This is a genomic window from Pseudomonas sp. MWU13-3659, from assembly GCF_023757525.1.
In the GTDB taxonomy this organism is placed as follows: domain Bacteria; phylum Pseudomonadota; class Gammaproteobacteria; order Pseudomonadales; family Pseudomonadaceae; genus Aquipseudomonas; species Aquipseudomonas entomophila_E.
Genome location: NZ_JAMSHW010000003.1, coordinates 264,090 through 281,541, shown reverse-complemented (window position 1 = coordinate 281,541; position 17,452 = coordinate 264,090). Strand labels below are relative to the sequence as shown.

Genomic DNA, 17,452 nt, shown 5'->3' with positions numbered 1-17,452 from the left:
GGCCGCCGCCGACCGGAGGTAACTCACTGAGTTGCAACAGCATTCAGCAGCACTGTGGGCGATCACTCGCCAGGCGGTGCGTTGGTGAGTCCACAGGCACCGTGATTCAACGCGGTGCAGCCTGGAATTTCGCTGGCGCGGCCTGCGCCTTCCCACCCGGTTTCAAGCAGCTGAATTTGCATAAAAAATCTTGACCAATTTGGCTTCCTGTCAAGTGCGTCAAAATGGTGAAGGGGTGTTCCGTTTTGGTGATTCCAATTAAATAAATATAAAAATCAGTAAGTTACTGGTTTGGAAATTTGGATATATTTTTTCTTGATGAATATTCGATCAGCAACTAGCCTCGATTCTTGTCAGGCCTGACAGGATTGATCCGAGCCCGCAGGCACTGGCCCAAAAAAATTCCAAGAACCGGCCAGAAGACCGGTCAGCCTGCGAGGAAAACGGCATGTCCCTGTTGATCCGTGGCGCCACCGTAGTCACCCACGAAGAGCATTACCCCGCCGATGTCCTGTGCGCCGATGGCCTGATCCGCGCCATCGGGCAAAACCTCGAAGCCCCCACCGACTGCGAGATCCTCGACGGCAGCGGCCAGTACCTGATGCCCGGCGGCATCGACCCGCACACCCACATGCAACTGCCGTTCATGGGCACCGTGGCCAGCGAGGACTTCTTCAGCGGCACCGCCGCAGGCCTGGCCGGGGGCACCACCTCGATCATCGACTTCGTCATCCCCAACCCGCAGCAATCGCTGCTCGACGCCTTCCACACCTGGCGCGGCTGGGCGCAGAAGAGCGCCAGCGACTACGGCTTTCACGTCGCCATCACCTGGTGGAGCGAGCAGGTCGCCGAAGAGATGGGCGAGCTGGTGGCCAAGCATGGGGTGAACAGCTTCAAGCACTTCATGGCTTACAAGAACGCGATCATGGCCGCCGACGACACCCTGGTCGCCAGTTTCGAGCGTTGCTTGCAACTGGGCGCGGTGCCCACCGTGCACGCCGAGAACGGCGAGCTGGTCTATCACCTGCAGCGCAAGCTGCTGGCCCAGGGGCTGACCGGGCCGGAGGCGCACCCGCTGTCGCGCCCCTCTCAGGTCGAAGGCGAGGCCGCCAGCCGCGCCATTCGCATCGCCGAGACGCTGGGCACGCCGCTGTACCTGGTGCATGTGTCCAGCCGCGAGGCGCTGGACGAGATCAGCTATGCCCGGGCCAAGGGCCAGCCGGTGTACGGCGAGGTGCTGCCCGGCCACTTGCTGCTCGACGACAGCGTGTACCGTGATCCGGACTGGGCCACCGCCGCCGGCTACGTGATGAGCCCGCCGTTCCGCCCGCGCGAGCACCAGGAGGCGCTGTGGCGCGGCTTGCAGTCGGGCAACCTGCACACCACCGCCACCGACCACTGCTGCTTCTGCGCCGAGCAGAAAGCCATGGGCCGCGATGACTTCAGCCGCATCCCCAACGGCACCGCCGGCATTGAGGACCGCATGGCAGTGCTGTGGGACGCCGGGGTGAACAGCGGGCGCCTGTCGATGCACGAGTTCGTCGCGCTGACCTCCACCAACACCGCGAAGATCTTCAACCTGTTCCCACGCAAGGGCGCCATCCGCGTCGGCGCCGACGCCGACCTGGTGCTGTGGGACCCGCAGGGCACGCGGACCATCTCGGCCCAGACCCACCACCAGCGGGTCGACTTCAACATCTTCGAAGGCCGCACCGTGCGCGGCATCCCCAGCCACACCATCAGCCAGGGCAAGGTGCTCTGGGCCGATGGCGACCTGCGCGCCGAGCCGGGGGCGGGGCGCTATGTGGAGCGGCCGGCGTATCCCTCGGTGTACGAGGTGCTGGAGCGCCGGGCCGAACACCAGCGGCCGACGCCGGTCCAGCGCTGAGGCCCTGGGGCTGCTTCGCAGCCCTTTCGCGGCACAAGGCCGCTCCTACAGCAGAACGCGGCCCCCTGTAGGAGCGGCCTTGTGCCGCGAAAGGGGCGCAAGGCGCCCCCAGAAAACAACGCAAGATGCTCCTGTTGACCGCCATTCCCTGAAGCAGCCAGGCGCATGACCACCGCCTGAGCCCATAAAAACAGAGAGGCTACCCACCGTGATCGACGCCCTGAACCATTTGCCGCGCCCCCGTGCCGGCGCCGACCAGCTGGCCGAGCGCTTCACCGACCTCGCGCCCCCGCTCACCGCCCGCCAGGCCGCCCTCGAAAGCGCGCGCTGCCTGTACTGCTATGACGCGCCCTGCGTCAACGCTTGCCCCAGCGACATCGACATCCCCTCGTTCATCCACCGCATCAGCGACGAGAACCTGCAAGGCGCCGCCGAGCGCATCCTCTCGGCCAACATCCTCGGCGGCAGTTGCGCCCGGGTGTGCCCGACCGAGATCCTCTGCCAGCAAGCCTGCGTGCGCAACAATGCCCAGGAGTGCGCGCCGGTGCTGATCGGCCAACTGCAACGCTACGCCTTGGACAACGCCCAGTTCAGCGAACACCCCTTCAAGCGCGCGCCCGCCACCGGCAAGCGCATCGCCGTGGTCGGCGCCGGGCCTGCGGGGCTGTCCTGCGCCCACCGCCTGGCCATGCATGGCCATGACGTGGTGGTGTTCGAGGCGCGGGAGAAGGCGGGTGGCCTCAACGAATACGGCATCGCCCGCTACAAGCTGGTGGACGACTACGCCCAGCGCGAAGTCGAGTTCCTGCTGGGCATCGGCGGCATCGAAATCCGCCATGGCCAGCGCCTGGGCGACAACCTCGCGCTGGGCGAGCTGCACAGTCAGTACGACGCCGTGTTCCTCGGCATTGGCCTGAACGCGGTGCGGCAACTGGGGTTGCCGGACGAGGAGGCCCCCGGCCTGCTGGCCGCCACCGAATACATCCGCGAACTGCGCCAGGCCGATGACCTGAGCCAGCTGCCATTGGCCGACCGCTGCCTGGTGATCGGCGCCGGCAACACCGCCATCGACATGGCCGTGCAGATGAGCCGCCTGGGCGCCCGCGACGTCAACCTGGTGTACCGACGTGGCGAGGTCGACATGGGCGCCACCGGCCACGAGCAGGAGATTGCCAAGCACAACCAGGTGCGCCTGCACACCTGGGCGCGCCCCGATGCCGTGCTGCTCGATGACCAGGGCCGCGTGCGCGGCATGCGTTTTGTGCGCACGCAACGGGTCGATGGCCGCCTGAAGGATACGGACGAGGCTTTCGAGTTGGCCGCCGACGCGATCTTCAAGGCCATCGGCCAACGCTTCGACGACGCAAGCCTCGGCGACCCGCTGGCCGCGCAACTGGCCCGCGACGGCGAGCGCATTCGCGTCGATGAACAGATGCGCACCAGCCTGCCGGGCATCTACGCCGGTGGCGACTGCACCGCCCTGGGCCAGGACCTCACCGTCCAGGCCGTGCAACATGGCAAGCTGGCCGCCGAAGCCATCCATGCCCAACTCATGCTCAATGTGGAGGCTGCGTAAATGGCCGACCTGTCTATCGTGTTTGCCGGCATCAAGGCGCCCAACCCGTTCTGGCTGGCCTCCGCGCCGCCCACCGACAAGGCCTACAACGTGGTCCGCGCCTTCGAGGCCGGGTGGGGCGGGGTGGTCTGGAAAACCCTGGGCGAGGACCCGGCGGCAGTCAACGTGTCGTCGCGCTACTCAGCGCACTACGGCGCCAACCGCCAGGTGCAGGGCATCAACAACATCGAGCTGATCACCGACCGTTCACTGGAGATCAACCTGCGCGAGATCACCCAGGTGAAGAAGGACTGGCCCGACCGTGCGCTGATCGTGTCGCTGATGGTGCCGTGCGTGGAGGAATCCTGGAAGTTCATCCTGCCGCTGGTGGAGGCCACCGGCGCCGACGGCATCGAGCTCAACTTCGGTTGCCCCCACGGCATGCCCGAGCGCGGCATGGGCGCCGCGGTCGGCCAGGTGCCGGAGTATGTGGAGATGGTCACCCGCTGGTGCAAGGCCCACTGTTCGCTGCCGGTGATCGTCAAGCTCACCCCCAACATCACCGATATCCGCCAGTCGGCGCGCGCCGCCCATCGCGGCGGGGCCGACGCGGTGTCGCTGATCAACACCATCAACTCGATCACCAGCGTCGACCTGGACCGCATGGTCGCCCACCCCATCGTCGGCGACCAGAGCACCCACGGCGGCTACTGCGGGTCGGCGGTCAAACCCATCGCCCTGAACATGGTCGCCGAGATCGCCCGCGACCCCGAGACCCGTGGCCTGCCCATCTGCGGCATTGGCGGCATCGGCACCTGGCGCGACGCGGCGGAGTTCATCGCCCTGGGCAGTGGCGCGGTGCAGGTGTGCACGGCGGCGATGCTGCATGGCTTCCGTATCGTCGACGACATGAAGGACGGCCTGGCGCGCTGGATGGACCAGCACGGGCACGCCAACCTCGACGCCTTCCGTGGCCAGGCCGTGGGCCACACCACCGACTGGAAGTACCTGGACATGAACTACAAGTCGGTGGCGCAGATCGACCAGGCCGCGTGCATCGGTTGCGGGCGTTGCCATATCGCCTGCGAGGACACCTCGCACCAGGCTATCGCCAGTACCCTCAAGGATGACGGCACTCATGTCTACAGCGTGATCGAGGAGGAATGCGTGGGCTGCAACCTGTGCCAGATCACCTGCCCGGTGGAAAGCTGCATCGAGATGGTCGCGCAGGACACCGGCAAGCCGTACCTGAACTGGACCCAGGATCCGCGCAATCCCTATCGTGAGGCGGGTTGAGCAGGAGGGGATCGGTACCTGGCAATTCTGTCAGTAGACGCTCCACGGGAATGCAATCAGTCTGCTTGCGTGGGGCGTCGAAGGGGCTCCGGAGGACTCTCCAATGGAAGTGGCTCCGGTGTCACAGGCAGTGCGCTCCTTTGGTTACAGCCACAAGCGAGGAGCGTCATGATGGGCAACGATCTAGAGGCAAGCTTCCAGGAAGCCAAGCGCAAGATGAACCAACTTCGCACGAGCCCACCGTTAGAAACTCGGGTGATGCTCTGGAAGCTTTATAAACAGGCAACTTATGGTGACTACAGTGATGCCAAGGTGGGTGATCATGAGTTCGCAGGTCGCAATAGCAATGAGGAGGAAATCAAGAGGGGGGGCTGGGGGGATCTGAAAGGAACGCCTAAGGATGCTGCGATGAGGTTGTACCTTCACCTGGCCGACACGATTCGAGATTGACCTGCATGGCGATGTCGTGGACGCGTGGTGCCTGGCACCGGCCTTGCCGGTGTTCGCCGGCAAAGCCGGCTCCTACAGGAGGCGCCAGGTCAGTGTGGTATTGCTGTTTCGTGCAGGCAGTGCCAGGTCACGGCTTGATCGCTGCACTCGATGATCGCCAATGACCAGCGGGCCTGCTCCACCCCCAGCAAACGATGGGTCTCCTTGTAGCGCACGGCCACATTGTTCCCCGCCTGCCAGACCACCCGCACATCGCCGACGACGATCTCAAGCCCCGGCCGGGCACCGGCCACGCGGTGGAACAACTGCTCCACCTGCTGGCGATCAAACACGCTGCCCGCCGTGCCGACCATGCTGAAGTCATCGGCAAACACTGCCATCAACGCTTCAAGCGTTGCCTGGGTCTCGGCAGCCGGGCGGGTGAAGACTTCCTGGATCAGCACGTGGACGTGATGGACGCTGTGTGCTGCACGGGCAAGGGTGTTATCGGACATCTTGGATAGGCTCCTGGGGTAATGTGCGTAGTCGTGTGAGGGGCAGCAGCCCGAGCAGTGCAGCCAGGGCGAAGGTCAGGTGGTAGGCACTTGCAGGCGGCAGCAGGTTGAAGGTCATCAGCAACAGCGCCGCGCCGAGGCTGAACACCATCTGCCGGTTGAGATTCCACAGCACGCTCGCCTGGTGGGTCCGCTCGCCAGTGAAATCGATCAGTGCGGTGGCCTGCGCGGTGTTGGCGCCAAGGCCGCCGCCGATGCCCATCAGGCCATAGGCAGCGATCAGCAGGGGGGTATCGGTGGTGCTGTCGACCAAGACGAGCAGGGCGACACCCAGGCTGTGCAGGAGCATCCCGAGCAGCAACAAGCGCCGCGCCCCGACCTGGTTGTAGACACGACCGACCAGCAGCATGGCGGCGAGGGCGCCAACGGCGTAGACGATCATGAACATCCCGGTGGCCCGGGCACTCAGGCCCAACACTTCCTGCAAATAGAAGATGTTCAGCAGGTTCACCCCGGTGAACACGCCTGGGATCGCGTGGTAGACCAGCATCGATACCTGCAACCGTGCGTTGGCCAGCAGCTTCAGTTCGACGATGCCGTGCCGCGAGCGCTGGTAGTGGCGCTGGTACAACAACGCACACGACAATCCCGCCGCCAGGCATGCCAGCGCCACCCAGGCCGGATGACCGGCACCGTACAGCGACAGGCCCAGCAGCAGGCAGGCGAGGGCGCCGCTGACCAGCAGTAGCCCGTTGAAGTCGGGGCGTGGTACCGCTGTGCCGGGCGCCTGGCGAATCCACCACCAGGCCAGCCCGGCCGTCAGCAGCGCGAGGGGGATGTTCGCCTGGAATACCCAGGGCCAGTTGCCGCCATCGACGATCAGCCCACCCAAGGTGGGCGACAGCGCCGGTGCGATCAGCGCCACCGCCATCACCAGCGTCGAAACGCGGGCGCGCTGCGGGCCCTGGAACAGGTTGAAGGTCAGTGCCTGGCCCACCGGGATCAGCAGGCCGCCCGCCAAGCCCTGGGCGAAGCGCCAGGCAACCAACGCCGAGAACGAATCGGCCTGGCCACAGCCCCAGGCGGCCACGGCGAACGCCAGCATCGACAGCGCCAACAAGCGCCGCGCACCCCAGCGGCTCGCCAGCCAGGTGCTGACCGGCATCACCAGCGTCAGCCCGAGGATGTAGGCGTTGCCCACCCAGGCACTGTTGGCGCTGGCGATGGCGAATTCGGCCGTGATCCGTGGCAGGGCCACGGCCGGCATGAAGATATTGATGCAGTCGATGAAGAACCCCATCAGGAAAACAGTCGCCACGCGGTATCGGTAGGTCATCGCCACTCCTTGTTCGGCGCGCAGCCTAGGTGGCATGGACGCTCTCCGTCGATGTCGCTACCCTTGAAACTCTGTTTGATGGAACTGAACAATGCCGCGCACGGCCCTTCACACCCAGCTCAACCGGGTGCAGACATTCCTCGCCGTGGTTGATGCCGGCTCGTTCACCAAGGCCGCCGACACCCTGGGCATCAGCAAGGCCATGGTCAGCCAGCACATCAAGGCATTGGAACAAGCGCTGGCGGTGACCCTGCTGCTGCGCAGCACCCGCGCCATCGCCCTGACCGAGTCCGGCCAGGCGTTCTACGACGACTTCAAGGTGATCGTCAGCGATGTCGAAAGCGCCTTCGACAACGTCATGCAGCGGCACAACGGCGTGGCGGGGCGCCTGCGCATCAGCACCACCGCCGAATATGGCGAGCGCTTCATCCTGCCGCTGCTGCCGGCGTTCGCCGCGCGTTACCCGGCGCTGTCGCTCAGCTATGAAACCGACTCCTCCCTCAGCGACCTGATCGCAGAACGGCTCGACCTGGTGGTGCGCCTCGGCACGCTGCCGGACTCGAACCTGCGCAGCCGCACGCTGGGTGACTACGCCATCGTGCTGGTCGCCTCGCCGGACTTTCTCGCCCGGCACACGCTCAGCCAACCCGATGACCTGGCGGGCGTGCCCTGGATCGCCAACAGCAACCTGCACACCCCGACGCGCTGGACGCTGCAGTCGGTCGACGGCGAAAACGTGAGTGTGGGGGGCGTTGCGGCCTACCAGTCCAACGCCGCGCAGGGCGTCCGGGCAATGGCCCTGGCCTCCCTGGGTGTCGCCGTGCTGCCGGCCTGGTTGATCGAGCAGGACCTGGCCACTGGCAGCTTGCAGCGGGTGCTGCCCGACTACAGCCTGCCGAAGCAGCCGATCAGCGTGGTGTACCCGAATGGCAGCCACTTGCCACAGCGCACGCGGGTGTTCATCGATTTTCTCTGCGAGCACCTGGGTTGCTGAGCGGGCGGTTCAGGGCTCCAGCCCGATCCCGCGCAGGATGACACCGGTCACCGTCTGCACCGCGCTTTCGAACGCCGCATCCGACAGCGCTTCGCCGCCGTTGAGCAACGTCACCTGGTAGCCGAAGTCGGCATAGTGCTGGGTCGAGGCCCAGATCATGTAGAGCAACGCCGAAGGTTCGATCGGCAGGATGCGCTGGTCTTCAACCCAGGCACGGATCTTCGATTCCTTTAGCTTGGCCCAGGGCACCAGCGATTCATCCAGGCTTGCTCCCAGCAGCGGCGCACCGTGCAGCATTTCTTCGGCCCAGATCTTCGAGCCCAGCGGCCGCGAGCGCGAGTGGCCCATCTTGGCGCGGATGTAGCTGGTCAGCACCACGCGCGGGTCGTCGAAGCGCTCGAAGCACAGCGCGTCCTGCTTCCACACGTCCAGCAGGTCCTGCAGCACCGCGCGGTACAGCTCGTCCTTGGTGCTGAAGTAGTAATGCAGGTTGGAGCGCGGCAGTTGCGCCAGCTCCGCGATATCGCCCATGGACGTGCCGCCATAGCCTTTTTCGGCGAACACCTGCTCGGCGGCAAGCAGGATCTTCTCGATGTTGCGGCGGCGGATCTCGATCTTGTGGTTGGCCATGGGCAGTCCGAAGCGGCAGGGACCGCCCAAGGCTATCAGCTTTGCAGGTGGATACCGAGCCCTTGCTTGCCGGGGGCGAGGTCTTCGCGCAGGGTCAGCGCCGGGATCAGGTAGTCGCCGCCGTTCTGCCGGCGGAACGGGATCGGGGCGTCGTGCCACAAGCCGTCCAGGCGCTGCTCCAGTGCCGTGCACGCGGCGGCGAAGGCGGTGGCGTCGACGCGGCCGGCGCGGTGGATGACGAAGGGTGGCAGCACCTCGAAGCCGGGGTAGAACAAGATGCCGTGCTGGATGGGGAAGAGGATGTCGTCCAGCGGGCCGTTGATGCCCCTTGGCGCATAGTGCGAGGCCCAGCCGCCGGTGGTGACCATCAGCATGGCGCGCTTGCCGGCGAAGCTGCCCTCGCCGTAGCGGTCGCCCCAGTGCTGGTCGGAGTGCTCGCCCACGCCATAGGCGAACCCATAGGCGTACACCCGCTCGACCCAGCCCTTGAGGATCGCCGGCAGGCCGAACCACCACAGTGGGAACTGCAGGATCAGCACGTCGGCCCAACGCAGCTTTTCCTGCTCGAGGGTGATATCGGCGCTCTGCGTACCGTTGGCGAAGGCCTGGCGCGAATGCTCCGAAGGCTGGAACGCCTCGCCCGCTGGCAAGGCGGTGTTGTCGGCGGCGTCGAGCACGGCCTTGAAACCCATGGCGTGCAGGTCGGAGACTTGGACACTGTGGCCCTGGCGTTGCAGGTAGCGCACCGCATGGTCCTTGAGGGCGCCGTTGAGGGAGCGGGGTTCGGGGTGGGCGTGGACAATCAGCACATTCATGGTGAGGCTCCGTTGAAGGGGGATGGCCGCATCATGGGCTGCATCGAGGTATAGTTGAAATGAATGTCTGATATGCCAGGTATTGCCATGCACAATGATCTGCGGCGCCTTGATCTCAACCTGTTGGTCACCCTCGACGCCTTGCTCACCGAACACAATGTGACCCGTGCTGCCGAGCGCCTGCACCTGGCGCAGCCGACGGTGAGCGTGCAGCTGGCGCGCCTGCGCGAGCTGCTTGACGACCCGTTGCTGCTGCCCGGCCCACGCGGCATGCGGCCCACGGCCCGTGCCGAAGCCCTGCGCGCGCCGCTGCGCCAGGCGCTGGAGGCGCTGCACCAGGCCATCGCGCCAGCCACACCGTTCGACCCGGCCCAGGCCCGCCAGACCTGGCGCGTGGCCGCTACCGACTACAGCGCCTCGACCTTGCTGCAACCGGCCTTGGCCACCTTGCGCAGCGAGGCGCCGGGCACGCGCCTGGCGGTGCTCGACCTGGTGCCCGGCACCTTGTTGCGCCAGGCCGAGCAGGGCGAGATCGACCTGGCCTTTCATATCGCCGAGCAGGCACCGGCCGGGTTGCGCAAGCGTTCGTTGTTCCGTGAACGCTATGTGTTGGCCGGGCGTGTCGATCACCCGCGTTTGAAGCGCCGGCCAAGCGTGGCGCAGTTCTGCGCGCTGGAACAGGTGATCGTTTCGCCCGATGGTGGTGGGTTTGCCGGGCCGACCGATGCGGCGCTGGCCGAGCAGGGGCTGGCGCGCAAGGTGGTGCTGTCGGTGCCGCATTTCATGCTGCTGGCTTCGATACTGGCGGGCAGCGACCTGGTGGCGATGGTGCCTGAGCGCCTGGTGGCCGGTGATGCCCGGCTCAAGGTGGTCGAGGCGCCGCTGGCGGTCGCGGGGTTCGAGATGCTGATGCTGTGGCCGGAGCGGGTGCATCGTGATCCGGGGCACCGTTGGTTGCGTGAGCTGATTGGGCGGTGTGGCCAGGTGTTCGCGGGGGAGTTGTAGCGCCTTTGAGATCGAGCGCCGCTGGCGCGGCGCATCGCGGATGAATCCGCTCCTACAGGCGGACACCGCCTCTGTTACTGGAGTAAATCGCCCGAAACAGATGTAGGAGCGGCCTTGCGGCGCTCGATCTGATAGACGCTGCAACTCTTCCGGCGAACCTGCTAACGTTCACCATCCCCCAGCCGAGGCCACCCCGCCATGCCCTTCGCCGACAACCTGGTCGCCTTCACCCTGGCTGCGACCCTGCTCACCATCACCCCGGGCCTGGACACCGCGCTGATCCTGCGCACCGCCGCCGTGGAAAATCGCCGGCAAGCCCTGCGCGCAGCGCTCGGTATCAATGCCGGCTGCCTGCTGTGGGGCGCGGCGGTGGCCTTCGGGCTGGGGGCATTGATCGCGGTATCGACGCTGGCCTATGACGTACTCAAGTACTGCGGCGCCGCCTACCTGGCGTACCTGGGCCTGAACATGCTGCTGCGCCCGCGCCAGTCGGTGGCCAGCGCCGATGCCCAGGGCAAGCCGGGCGCCAACGGGTTCGTCAAGGGCCTGCTGGGCAACCTGCTCAACCCCAAGGTGGGGATCTTCTACGTGTCGTTCCTGCCGCAGTTCATTCCCCAGGGGCAGGCGCTGGTGCCGTGGACCTTTGGCCTGGTCGGCATCCATGTGCTGCTCGGGTTGCTCTGGGCGGTGGCGCTGATCGCCGCGACCCAGCCGTTGGCCGCAGCGCTGCGCCAGGGGCGGGTGGTGAAGTGGATGGATCGGGTGACCGGGGTGGTGTTCGTGTTGTTTGCCGTGCGCCTGGCCTTCAGTCGGCGGTAGGGCGGTTCGCCGGCAAGCCGGCTCCTACCTGGATCGAGGTAGGAGCCGGCTTGCCGGCGAATGGGCCGGTGCAATCAGCCCTGCACCAACGCCTGGATCACCTGTTCGACACTGGCCTTGAGCCCCGCCACGGTATCTTCCGGATCGCTCTCGACCACCACCAGCTTCACTCCGGCCGCCTGGATCGCCTCGGCCACCTTGGCGTCCGGCTGGCGGTGGTGCAGCACCAGCGCCACATCCTGGGCCTTGAGGTTGTCACTCAACGCCTTGAGCGCCGCATCATCCCAGCGGTCGTCCGCCGGCAACGGCTGCTCGACCACGTCGAGGTTCAACCCGCTGGCCAGGTAGCCCAGCCGCTCGGACAGGCTGACCACGCTGAGGTTGTCCACCTCGGCCAGGCGCGCCTGGCTGCTGGCGGTCAGTTCCAGCATCTGCCGCTTGAGGCCGGCCAGGTTGGCCTGGATCTTCGCCTTGTCGGCGGGCGCCAGGCGCTCCAGGTCGTTGGCCACCACGTCGGCCATGCGCCCGAGGTTGGTCGGGTTGAGCCAGGGGTAGGCGCCGAACGCCTCCTCGCCCTTGACCGCGATACCGGGCAGCGCGCCGTCCACCGGCCGCGCCGCGTCGATCTCGACGATGCGGATATTGCTGCGCCGGGCCATCGGGTAGAGCGGGTCGTCGCGCCAGATCGAGCGCACGCCGATCACCGCGTCGGCCTGTTGCGCGGCCTTGTGCAGGCTGGCGCCGCCACGGCCGCTGAAGTACGACGGCTGGCGGCTGGCAGGCAGGCTGGCCGGCGCGGCGCGTTCGAGTTTCACTGCGGTGCCATCGAGCAGGCTGAGTGCCAGGCTGTGGGTCACCGGCAGGGTGGTCAGCACCTGGGTGGCGCTGGACAGGGTGGGCAGGCCGGCCAGAAGCGCGGCCAGGGTCAGGTGCTTGAGGGTCATGCCGGGTTTCCTTGCAGGCGGGGGACGAGGGCACGGGCCAGGGCGGCGAGGGCGAAGCAGATCCCGGCCACCAGGATGATCGCCGCGCCCGAGGGCACCGGCAGGTCGAAGACCATCGGCAGCAGGATACCCAGCAGCGTGCTCAGGGTGGCGATAAGCACCGAGACGAAGAAGAACCCCTTCAGCGACTGGCTGACCAGCCGCGCCGCGGCGGCCGGGATCACCAGCAGGGCACCCACCAGGATCGCCCCGATCACCTTCACCGAGGCCACGGTCACCAGGGTCACCAGCACCACGAACAGGTAGTCCAGGGTCTTCACCGCCACCCCGCGCACTGCCGCCAACTGCGGGTTGAAACTGGCCAGCATGATGCGGTTGTACAGCGGCAGGGCCAGGGCCAGCACCAGCACCGCGACGATGCCCAGCACCAGCAGGTCGTGGCCGCTGACGGTGAGCACCGAGCCGAACAGCACGTTCTCGAGGATGTGCACATTGATCTTGCCGGCCAGCATCAGCAGCAGGCTCGCGCCCAGCGCCAGGGACACCGAGAGGAACACGCCGATCAGCGTATCCGGCGACAGCCCGGTGCGGTTGCGCAGGAAGTTGAGCAGGATGCCGAACAGCAGGCAGTAGCCGAACAGGCTGCCATACGGGCCGGTGTAGGGTTCACCCAGCAGGATGCCGATGGCCACGCCCGTGAGCGCGGCATGGCCCACCGCCTCGGAGAAGAAGGCGAAGCGCTTGACCACCACCAGGGTGCCCAGCCCGCCGAGCACCGGGCCGATCATCAGGCCGGCGAGCAGGGCGTTGACCACGAAGCCGTAGGCCAGCGCCTCCGGCAGGTAGCCTGCGCTGGCCCATGCCTGGACCGTTTCGCGGAAGGTGTCGAAACTCATCGGGCAAGGCCCTCGCTGCGCGGGTGGACGGAGAACAGCCCGAGTAGACGCTCGGGCGTCAGGGCCTGGGCCGGTGGGGCGTCGAACAGCACCTGGCGGTTCAGCCCGGTGACCCGGTCGGCCAGGCGCAGCACCGCTTCCAGGTCGTGCTCGATCCACAGCACGGTGGTGCCGGCCTGGCGCCAGGCGTGCAGCAGTTGCTCGAACACCTGGATGCCGGCCTCGTCGAGGGCCGACATCGGTTCATCGAGCACCAGCAACTGCGGCTCAGGGATCAGCCCCTGGGCCAGCAGCACCCGCTGGCGCTCGCCGCCGGACAGGGCGCCCATGCGCCGCTTGCGTTTGTCGAGCATGCCCACCCGCGCCAGCGCCGCGTCGATGGCCGGCCGTACGCGCCGGGACAGGCCGAGGAACGCCGGGCGCCGCTGGCACATGGCGGCCATGAAGTCATCGACGGTCATTGGCAGGCCACGGTCGAACTCCAGGGCCTGGGGCACGTAGCCGATCACCTCGCGTTCACCCGGCCAGTGCAGGGTCAGCTGGCCCTGGTGCGGCATCTGCCCGAGCAGGGTCTTGATCAACGAACTCTTGCCGCCGCCGTTGGGGCCGACGATGGCGTGCACGCTGCCGGACGCGACGCTGAAACGCACCTGGTCGAGGATGCGCGTGCGGCCGAGGGTGAGGTCGATGCCGGCGAAGTCGATGCGCGGCCCGCTGGCGGCCGTGAGGTGGGCGGCGGCGGTCACGCGCGGTTCTCCTGGATGGCCTGGACCACGGTGTCGAGGTTGCGCTTCATCTCCACCTCGTACTTCTCCTTGGTGTACTCGCCATAGGAGATATGCGTGAGCGGGTAGATGCGCACACCGGACTCACGGTGGATGGTGTCGACGTAGGCGGACGGGAAGTCCATCTCCGAGAAGATCACCTTCACGTCCAGCGCCTTGAGCTGGTCGATGGTCTTCTTCAACTGCGCCGGGCTGGGTTCGATGCCGTGGGCCGGTTCCACCACCGCAGTGACTTCCAGGCCGAAGTCACGCACCAGGTAGTCATAGGCGGCGTGGATGGTGGCGACGCGGAAGGTCGCGTCCGGCGCCTGGGTGACCTTGGCCAGGGCCTCTGCACGCAGGGCGCGCAGGCGCTTGGCGTAGGCGCGGGCGTTCTGGGTGTAGAACTTGGCGTTGTCCGGGTCGAGCTTGCCCAGTTCGCGGGCGATGTTGTTGACCTGGGCGATGGTGGCGCTGATCGACAGGAAGGTGTGCGGGTTGACCACCTTGCCGGCGCCGCGGGCGGCGATGCCGGTGGCGGCCAGCAGCGGCACGTTGGCGTTGGACTCGATGGTCTTGATGTCGGGCTTCTCGCTGGCGGCGATCATGCGGTCGGCGAAGTCGTCGTGGCCCACGCCGTTGAGCACGATCACGTCCAGGCTGCCGATGCGCTTGATGTCCTCGGCGCGCGGCTCGTAGGCGTGGGGGTTGAAGCCGGCCGGGATCAGCGGCACCACCTCGGCCTTGTCGCCGACGATATTGCTCACGTAGCTGTAGTACGGGTGCAGGGTGATACCGATGCGCAGGGGCTTGCCGTTGTCGGCAAGGGCCAGGGCCGGCAGGGCGCAAGCTAGCAGCGCCAGGGCGCGGAGGGCGGAGCGGAGCATGGGCGAGTCCTTCGGTTCAGTGACGGTGTTGGCGGGTGACCCCGGCGTCGTAGTGGGTGACGACCTGCTGCCAGCCAGCGGCGATCAGGGCGTCGCGGCCCAGGTCGTCGGGGGCCAGGGCACTGCTGTCGCGGCGCAGCCAGATATCGGGCTGGGCGCCTTCGGCCTGCGCCGGGATCAGCAGGAAACTGCCGGCCACCTGGGCGTCCTGGCTGCGGCCGAGGTAGGCGCCGCTGTCGAGCTTCGACCACTGGTGCTGGCCACGGCTCTGCTGGCTGGCGTCGGCGATGAAGGGCGGCAGGCCTTCTTCGGCCAGCGCCTCGACGGAGGGCGCGGTGCCGGCTTCCTCGCTCAACAGGCGGATCTCCTCGACGGCCACCCACAGGTCGGTGTGGATGCCCTGTTCGGCGGCGTTGAGGTCGCGCCGGGCATCGAGCTGGTGGGCGGCGATGGCCACTTCGTCCTCGCGTTCGCCGCGCAGGCTCACCACCGTGGCGGCGACGATCAGGATCAGCGCGGCGGCCAGCAGCACATACAGGGTTTCATGCCCGGCGCCGGCCGGGCGCACCACCTGGGCGCGGCTCATGGCGCACCGATGTCGGCGTGGTCGACTTCCACCACGTGGCCGGGGCCGGCGTCGAACAGCACATAGAACTCGCCGTCGGGGCGCTTGAAGGTCAGGGTGGAGTCGTCGCCCAGCTTGCTGGCCACCAGCACCTGCTCGTCGTAGCCGATCACGTCGAGGGTCACCCCGGGCGCGCCGCTGCCATCGGAGAAGCCGCCTTTGCAGGTGATCTGTTCGCCGGTTTCGGTGCATTCGCACATCGGGTTGTGCGCCAGGGCCGGCAGCGCGGTGCCCAGCAGCAGCGGCAGGGCGAGCCTGCGCATCAGGTGTTTCATGGTTTGCCTCCTTGTTTCTCGAGCCAGGCCGCGGTGGCCGGCGATGCCTTGGCCAAGGCCACCGAGCCCTGGTGCATGCTGCCGTCCCAGCCTTCGATGGTGATCCAGATCTGCGCGTCGGCCGGGGTGCGCGGCGGAATCGGCAGCGAGGTGCCCATGCGATACGGCGCGCCGAAGAACAGCGTGCCGGCGGCGCGCAGGCTGCGCGGCTTGCCGATACGCAGGTAGACGGCCTTGACCGGGCCGATGCAGGCCTTGCACAAGGCCGCGTTGAACACCTTGAAGTGGCCGGCCGGGCCATCGGCGCGCGGGGCCTCGTCGCGCAGCTCGGCCAGGTCCAGGCTGTAGGGGCCGACCTGGATGGCATCGACCTGGTTCGCGCCCAGGCCGCTGTCGCCGCGGATCAGCCTGGCGTCGGCGAAGTACTTGGGCATGAAACCCAGGGGGATGAGCAGCAGCAGGATGTTCAAGTGGAAGCGCCACTTCAGCCAGAAGCGCTTGAGTGGGCTGGGCGGTAGTGCCTGGGCCTGGTTCATGGCTTGACCTCCAATACGCTGGCCGCGCGCGCCTTGCGCGGGCGCTCCTCACGCTTGAGCGCCGCGGCGGTGGCCTGGGCGGTGCGCTTGGTCCAGATCAGCAGGCCGCTGAACACCATCAGCGACAGCAGCAAGCCGAAGAACGCCCAGATCAGCTTGATCGGCAGGCCGCCGAAGTCGCCGGTGTGCAGCGGGCGCATGGATTCGGTGACGAACTCCAGGGCCGAACGGTCGCCGAGCAGGAACTGGCTGTCGACGGCTCGGGTGTAGGGGTTGACCGCGGCGGTCTGGATCATCAGCGGGTACCAGCTGCGCCCACCGAGGCTGACATGGCTGTAGGCGGTGGCTGGCACCGAGATGAAGCTCACCTCGAGGCCTGGGATGTTGCCCTGGGCGATGCGCGTGGCCTCGTCCAGGTCGATGCGCGGGGCCGGCGAGCCGTCCGCGGTGAGCGGCACCTGCTCGCGGGCGATGACCGGCACCACGGGCTCGGTGGTAATGCTGATGTGGTTGTCCTTCAGCACCGCCTGGATCAGGAACCAGGTGCCGGTGATCGAGATGGTGGCGACGAACCAGATCGACCACACGCCCACCAGGCGGTGCAGGTCGCCCCAGAAGATGCGCGGGCCGTGGCTGCGCCGGGGCAGCTTGAAGAAGCCCTTCCAGAACTTCTTGTACACCACCAGCCCGGTCACCAGCGAGGCCAGCAGCGGCAGGCCCAGCAGCGAGACCAGGTACCAGCCCCAGCTGTAGCCGTTGGTGAAGGGCACCAGCCACCAGCCGTGCAGGGCGCGGGTGAAGGCCTCGAAGTTGAAGTTCGGGCTCTTGCCCTGGATGGCGCCGGTGTAGGGGTTGACGTACAGCGTCGGCGAGCTGCCGTCGGGGAAGGTTACCCCGGCGTTGAGGGCGAAGTGCGAGCCGTCGGGCTGGTTGAGAAAGCGCACGGCCATGTCCGGCTCGGCCTTGTGCAGGGCGTCGAGCACCTGCTGGAAGCTCAGGCGTTCGGCCGTGTCGTCGGGCTTGCTGGCGCGCACGTCGGGGTTGGCGAGCCAGACGATCTCCTGGCTGACCACCGCGAGCATGCCGGTGAAACAGACGATCAGGACGAAGAACCAGATCGGCAGGGCAAGCCAGCTGTGCACCAGGAACCACAGTTTGGACTTGGATTTTTTCGGTTGTCGGGCCATCGGTCGTTCTGCTGGGAATAGTGGGGTCGAGTCACGGCTCAACCTGGAGGGCTGCA

19 protein-coding genes are annotated in these 17,452 nt (G+C 66.9%); 7 read left to right on the top strand and 12 right to left on the bottom strand.

What is annotated here, in order from left to right:
* Positions 1-448: 448 nt before the first annotated feature.
* The 4 genes from hydA to NGM28_RS06100 all read left to right on the top strand — a co-directional run bounded on the left by hydA (position 449) and on the right by NGM28_RS06100 (position 5,189).
* Positions 449-1,888 (top strand): dihydropyrimidinase, encoded by a 1,440-nt coding sequence (gene hydA / locus NGM28_RS06115; protein ID WP_252089167.1) that lies wholly within the window; start codon positions 449-451, stop codon positions 1,886-1,888.
* A 208-nt stretch (positions 1,889-2,096) separates the two neighbouring features.
* Positions 2,097-3,464 carry an NAD(P)-dependent oxidoreductase gene (locus NGM28_RS06110; RefSeq protein ID WP_252089165.1) on the top strand — a complete coding sequence of 456 codons (1,368 nt, stop codon included), beginning with the start codon at positions 2,097-2,099 and terminating at the stop codon, positions 3,462-3,464.
* Positions 3,465-4,739 (top strand): NAD-dependent dihydropyrimidine dehydrogenase subunit PreA, encoded by a 1,275-nt coding sequence (gene preA / locus NGM28_RS06105; RefSeq protein WP_252089163.1) that lies wholly within the window; start codon positions 3,465-3,467, stop codon positions 4,737-4,739.
* Positions 4,740-4,910: 171 nt separating this feature from the next.
* Positions 4,911-5,189 (top strand): acyl-CoA-binding protein, encoded by a 279-nt coding sequence (locus NGM28_RS06100; RefSeq protein WP_240067039.1) that lies wholly within the window; start codon positions 4,911-4,913, stop codon positions 5,187-5,189.
* 89 nt (positions 5,190-5,278) lie between these two features.
* On the opposite strand, the gene NGM28_RS06095 is transcribed toward NGM28_RS06100, so the two are convergent.
* Positions 5,279-5,683: a nuclear transport factor 2 family protein gene (locus NGM28_RS06095; protein ID WP_252089161.1), complete on the bottom strand. Its 405-nt coding sequence runs from the start codon at positions 5,681-5,683 to the stop codon at positions 5,279-5,281.
* Positions 5,673-7,019, bottom strand: coding sequence for an MFS transporter (locus NGM28_RS06090; RefSeq protein WP_252089159.1), 1,347 nt, complete (start codon positions 7,017-7,019; stop codon positions 5,673-5,675). Before NGM28_RS06090 ends, NGM28_RS06095 begins: the two co-directional genes overlap by 11 nt.
* Before the next feature lie 91 nt (positions 7,020-7,110).
* On the opposite strand from NGM28_RS06090, the gene NGM28_RS06085 reads away from it, so the two are divergent.
* Positions 7,111-8,013, top strand: coding sequence for a LysR family transcriptional regulator (locus tag NGM28_RS06085; RefSeq protein WP_252089158.1), 903 nt, complete (start codon positions 7,111-7,113; stop codon positions 8,011-8,013).
* 9 nt (positions 8,014-8,022) lie between these two features.
* On the opposite strand, the gene NGM28_RS06080 is transcribed toward NGM28_RS06085, so the two are convergent.
* Together NGM28_RS06080 and NGM28_RS06075 are read right to left on the bottom strand one after the other, a co-directional pair.
* A complete protein-coding gene (locus tag NGM28_RS06080; RefSeq protein ID WP_240067043.1) occupies positions 8,023-8,643 on the bottom strand; it encodes a TetR/AcrR family transcriptional regulator in 621 nt (206 codons plus the stop codon).
* 35 nt (positions 8,644-8,678) lie between these two features.
* On the bottom strand, positions 8,679-9,458 hold the full coding sequence (locus NGM28_RS06075; protein ID WP_252089157.1) for an NAD(P)H-dependent oxidoreductase: 780 nt from the start codon (positions 9,456-9,458) through the stop codon (positions 8,679-8,681).
* A gap of 87 nt (positions 9,459-9,545) precedes the next feature.
* On the opposite strand from NGM28_RS06075, the gene NGM28_RS06070 reads away from it, so the two are divergent.
* Both NGM28_RS06070 and NGM28_RS06065 read left to right on the top strand, forming a co-directional pair.
* Positions 9,546-10,463 carry a LysR family transcriptional regulator gene (locus NGM28_RS06070; RefSeq protein WP_252089156.1) on the top strand — a complete coding sequence of 306 codons (918 nt, stop codon included), beginning with the start codon at positions 9,546-9,548 and terminating at the stop codon, positions 10,461-10,463.
* Positions 10,464-10,661: 198 nt separating this feature from the next.
* Positions 10,662-11,282 (top strand): LysE family translocator, encoded by a 621-nt coding sequence (locus tag NGM28_RS06065; protein WP_252089154.1) that lies wholly within the window; start codon positions 10,662-10,664, stop codon positions 11,280-11,282.
* 74 nt (positions 11,283-11,356) lie between these two features.
* On the opposite strand, the gene NGM28_RS06060 is transcribed toward NGM28_RS06065, so the two are convergent.
* From NGM28_RS06060 to NGM28_RS06025, 8 genes are read right to left on the bottom strand one after another with little or no spacing between them, the layout of a single operon-like run.
* Positions 11,357-12,226 carry a metal ABC transporter solute-binding protein, Zn/Mn family gene (locus tag NGM28_RS06060; protein WP_252089152.1) on the bottom strand — a complete coding sequence of 290 codons (870 nt, stop codon included), beginning with the start codon at positions 12,224-12,226 and terminating at the stop codon, positions 11,357-11,359.
* On the bottom strand, positions 12,223-13,122 hold the full coding sequence (locus tag NGM28_RS06055) for a metal ABC transporter permease (RefSeq protein WP_252089150.1): 900 nt from the start codon (positions 13,120-13,122) through the stop codon (positions 12,223-12,225). The genes NGM28_RS06060 and NGM28_RS06055 overlap by 4 nt, the downstream gene beginning before the upstream one ends.
* The gene (locus NGM28_RS06050; RefSeq protein WP_252089149.1) at positions 13,119-13,868 is read right to left on the bottom strand and encodes a metal ABC transporter ATP-binding protein; all 750 of its coding nucleotides are present in this window, start codon (positions 13,866-13,868) and stop codon (positions 13,119-13,121) included. Before NGM28_RS06050 ends, NGM28_RS06055 begins: the two co-directional genes overlap by 4 nt.
* A complete protein-coding gene (locus NGM28_RS06045) occupies positions 13,865-14,773 on the bottom strand; it encodes a metal ABC transporter substrate-binding protein (RefSeq protein ID WP_240067050.1) in 909 nt (302 codons plus the stop codon). The genes NGM28_RS06050 and NGM28_RS06045 overlap by 4 nt, the downstream gene beginning before the upstream one ends.
* 16 nt (positions 14,774-14,789) lie before the next feature.
* The gene (locus NGM28_RS06040; protein WP_240067051.1) at positions 14,790-15,359 is read right to left on the bottom strand and encodes a DUF6162 family protein; all 570 of its coding nucleotides are present in this window, start codon (positions 15,357-15,359) and stop codon (positions 14,790-14,792) included.
* The gene (locus NGM28_RS06035; RefSeq protein WP_252089146.1) at positions 15,356-15,673 is read right to left on the bottom strand and encodes a hypothetical protein; all 318 of its coding nucleotides are present in this window, start codon (positions 15,671-15,673) and stop codon (positions 15,356-15,358) included. The genes NGM28_RS06040 and NGM28_RS06035 overlap by 4 nt, the downstream gene beginning before the upstream one ends.
* Positions 15,670-16,209 carry a PA2404 family protein gene (locus tag NGM28_RS06030; RefSeq protein ID WP_252089144.1) on the bottom strand — a complete coding sequence of 180 codons (540 nt, stop codon included), beginning with the start codon at positions 16,207-16,209 and terminating at the stop codon, positions 15,670-15,672. Before NGM28_RS06030 ends, NGM28_RS06035 begins: the two co-directional genes overlap by 4 nt.
* Positions 16,206-17,396, bottom strand: coding sequence for a PepSY-associated TM helix domain-containing protein (locus tag NGM28_RS06025; RefSeq protein WP_252089140.1), 1,191 nt, complete (start codon positions 17,394-17,396; stop codon positions 16,206-16,208). Before NGM28_RS06025 ends, NGM28_RS06030 begins: the two co-directional genes overlap by 4 nt.
* Between the last annotated feature and the right edge of the window lie 56 nt (positions 17,397-17,452).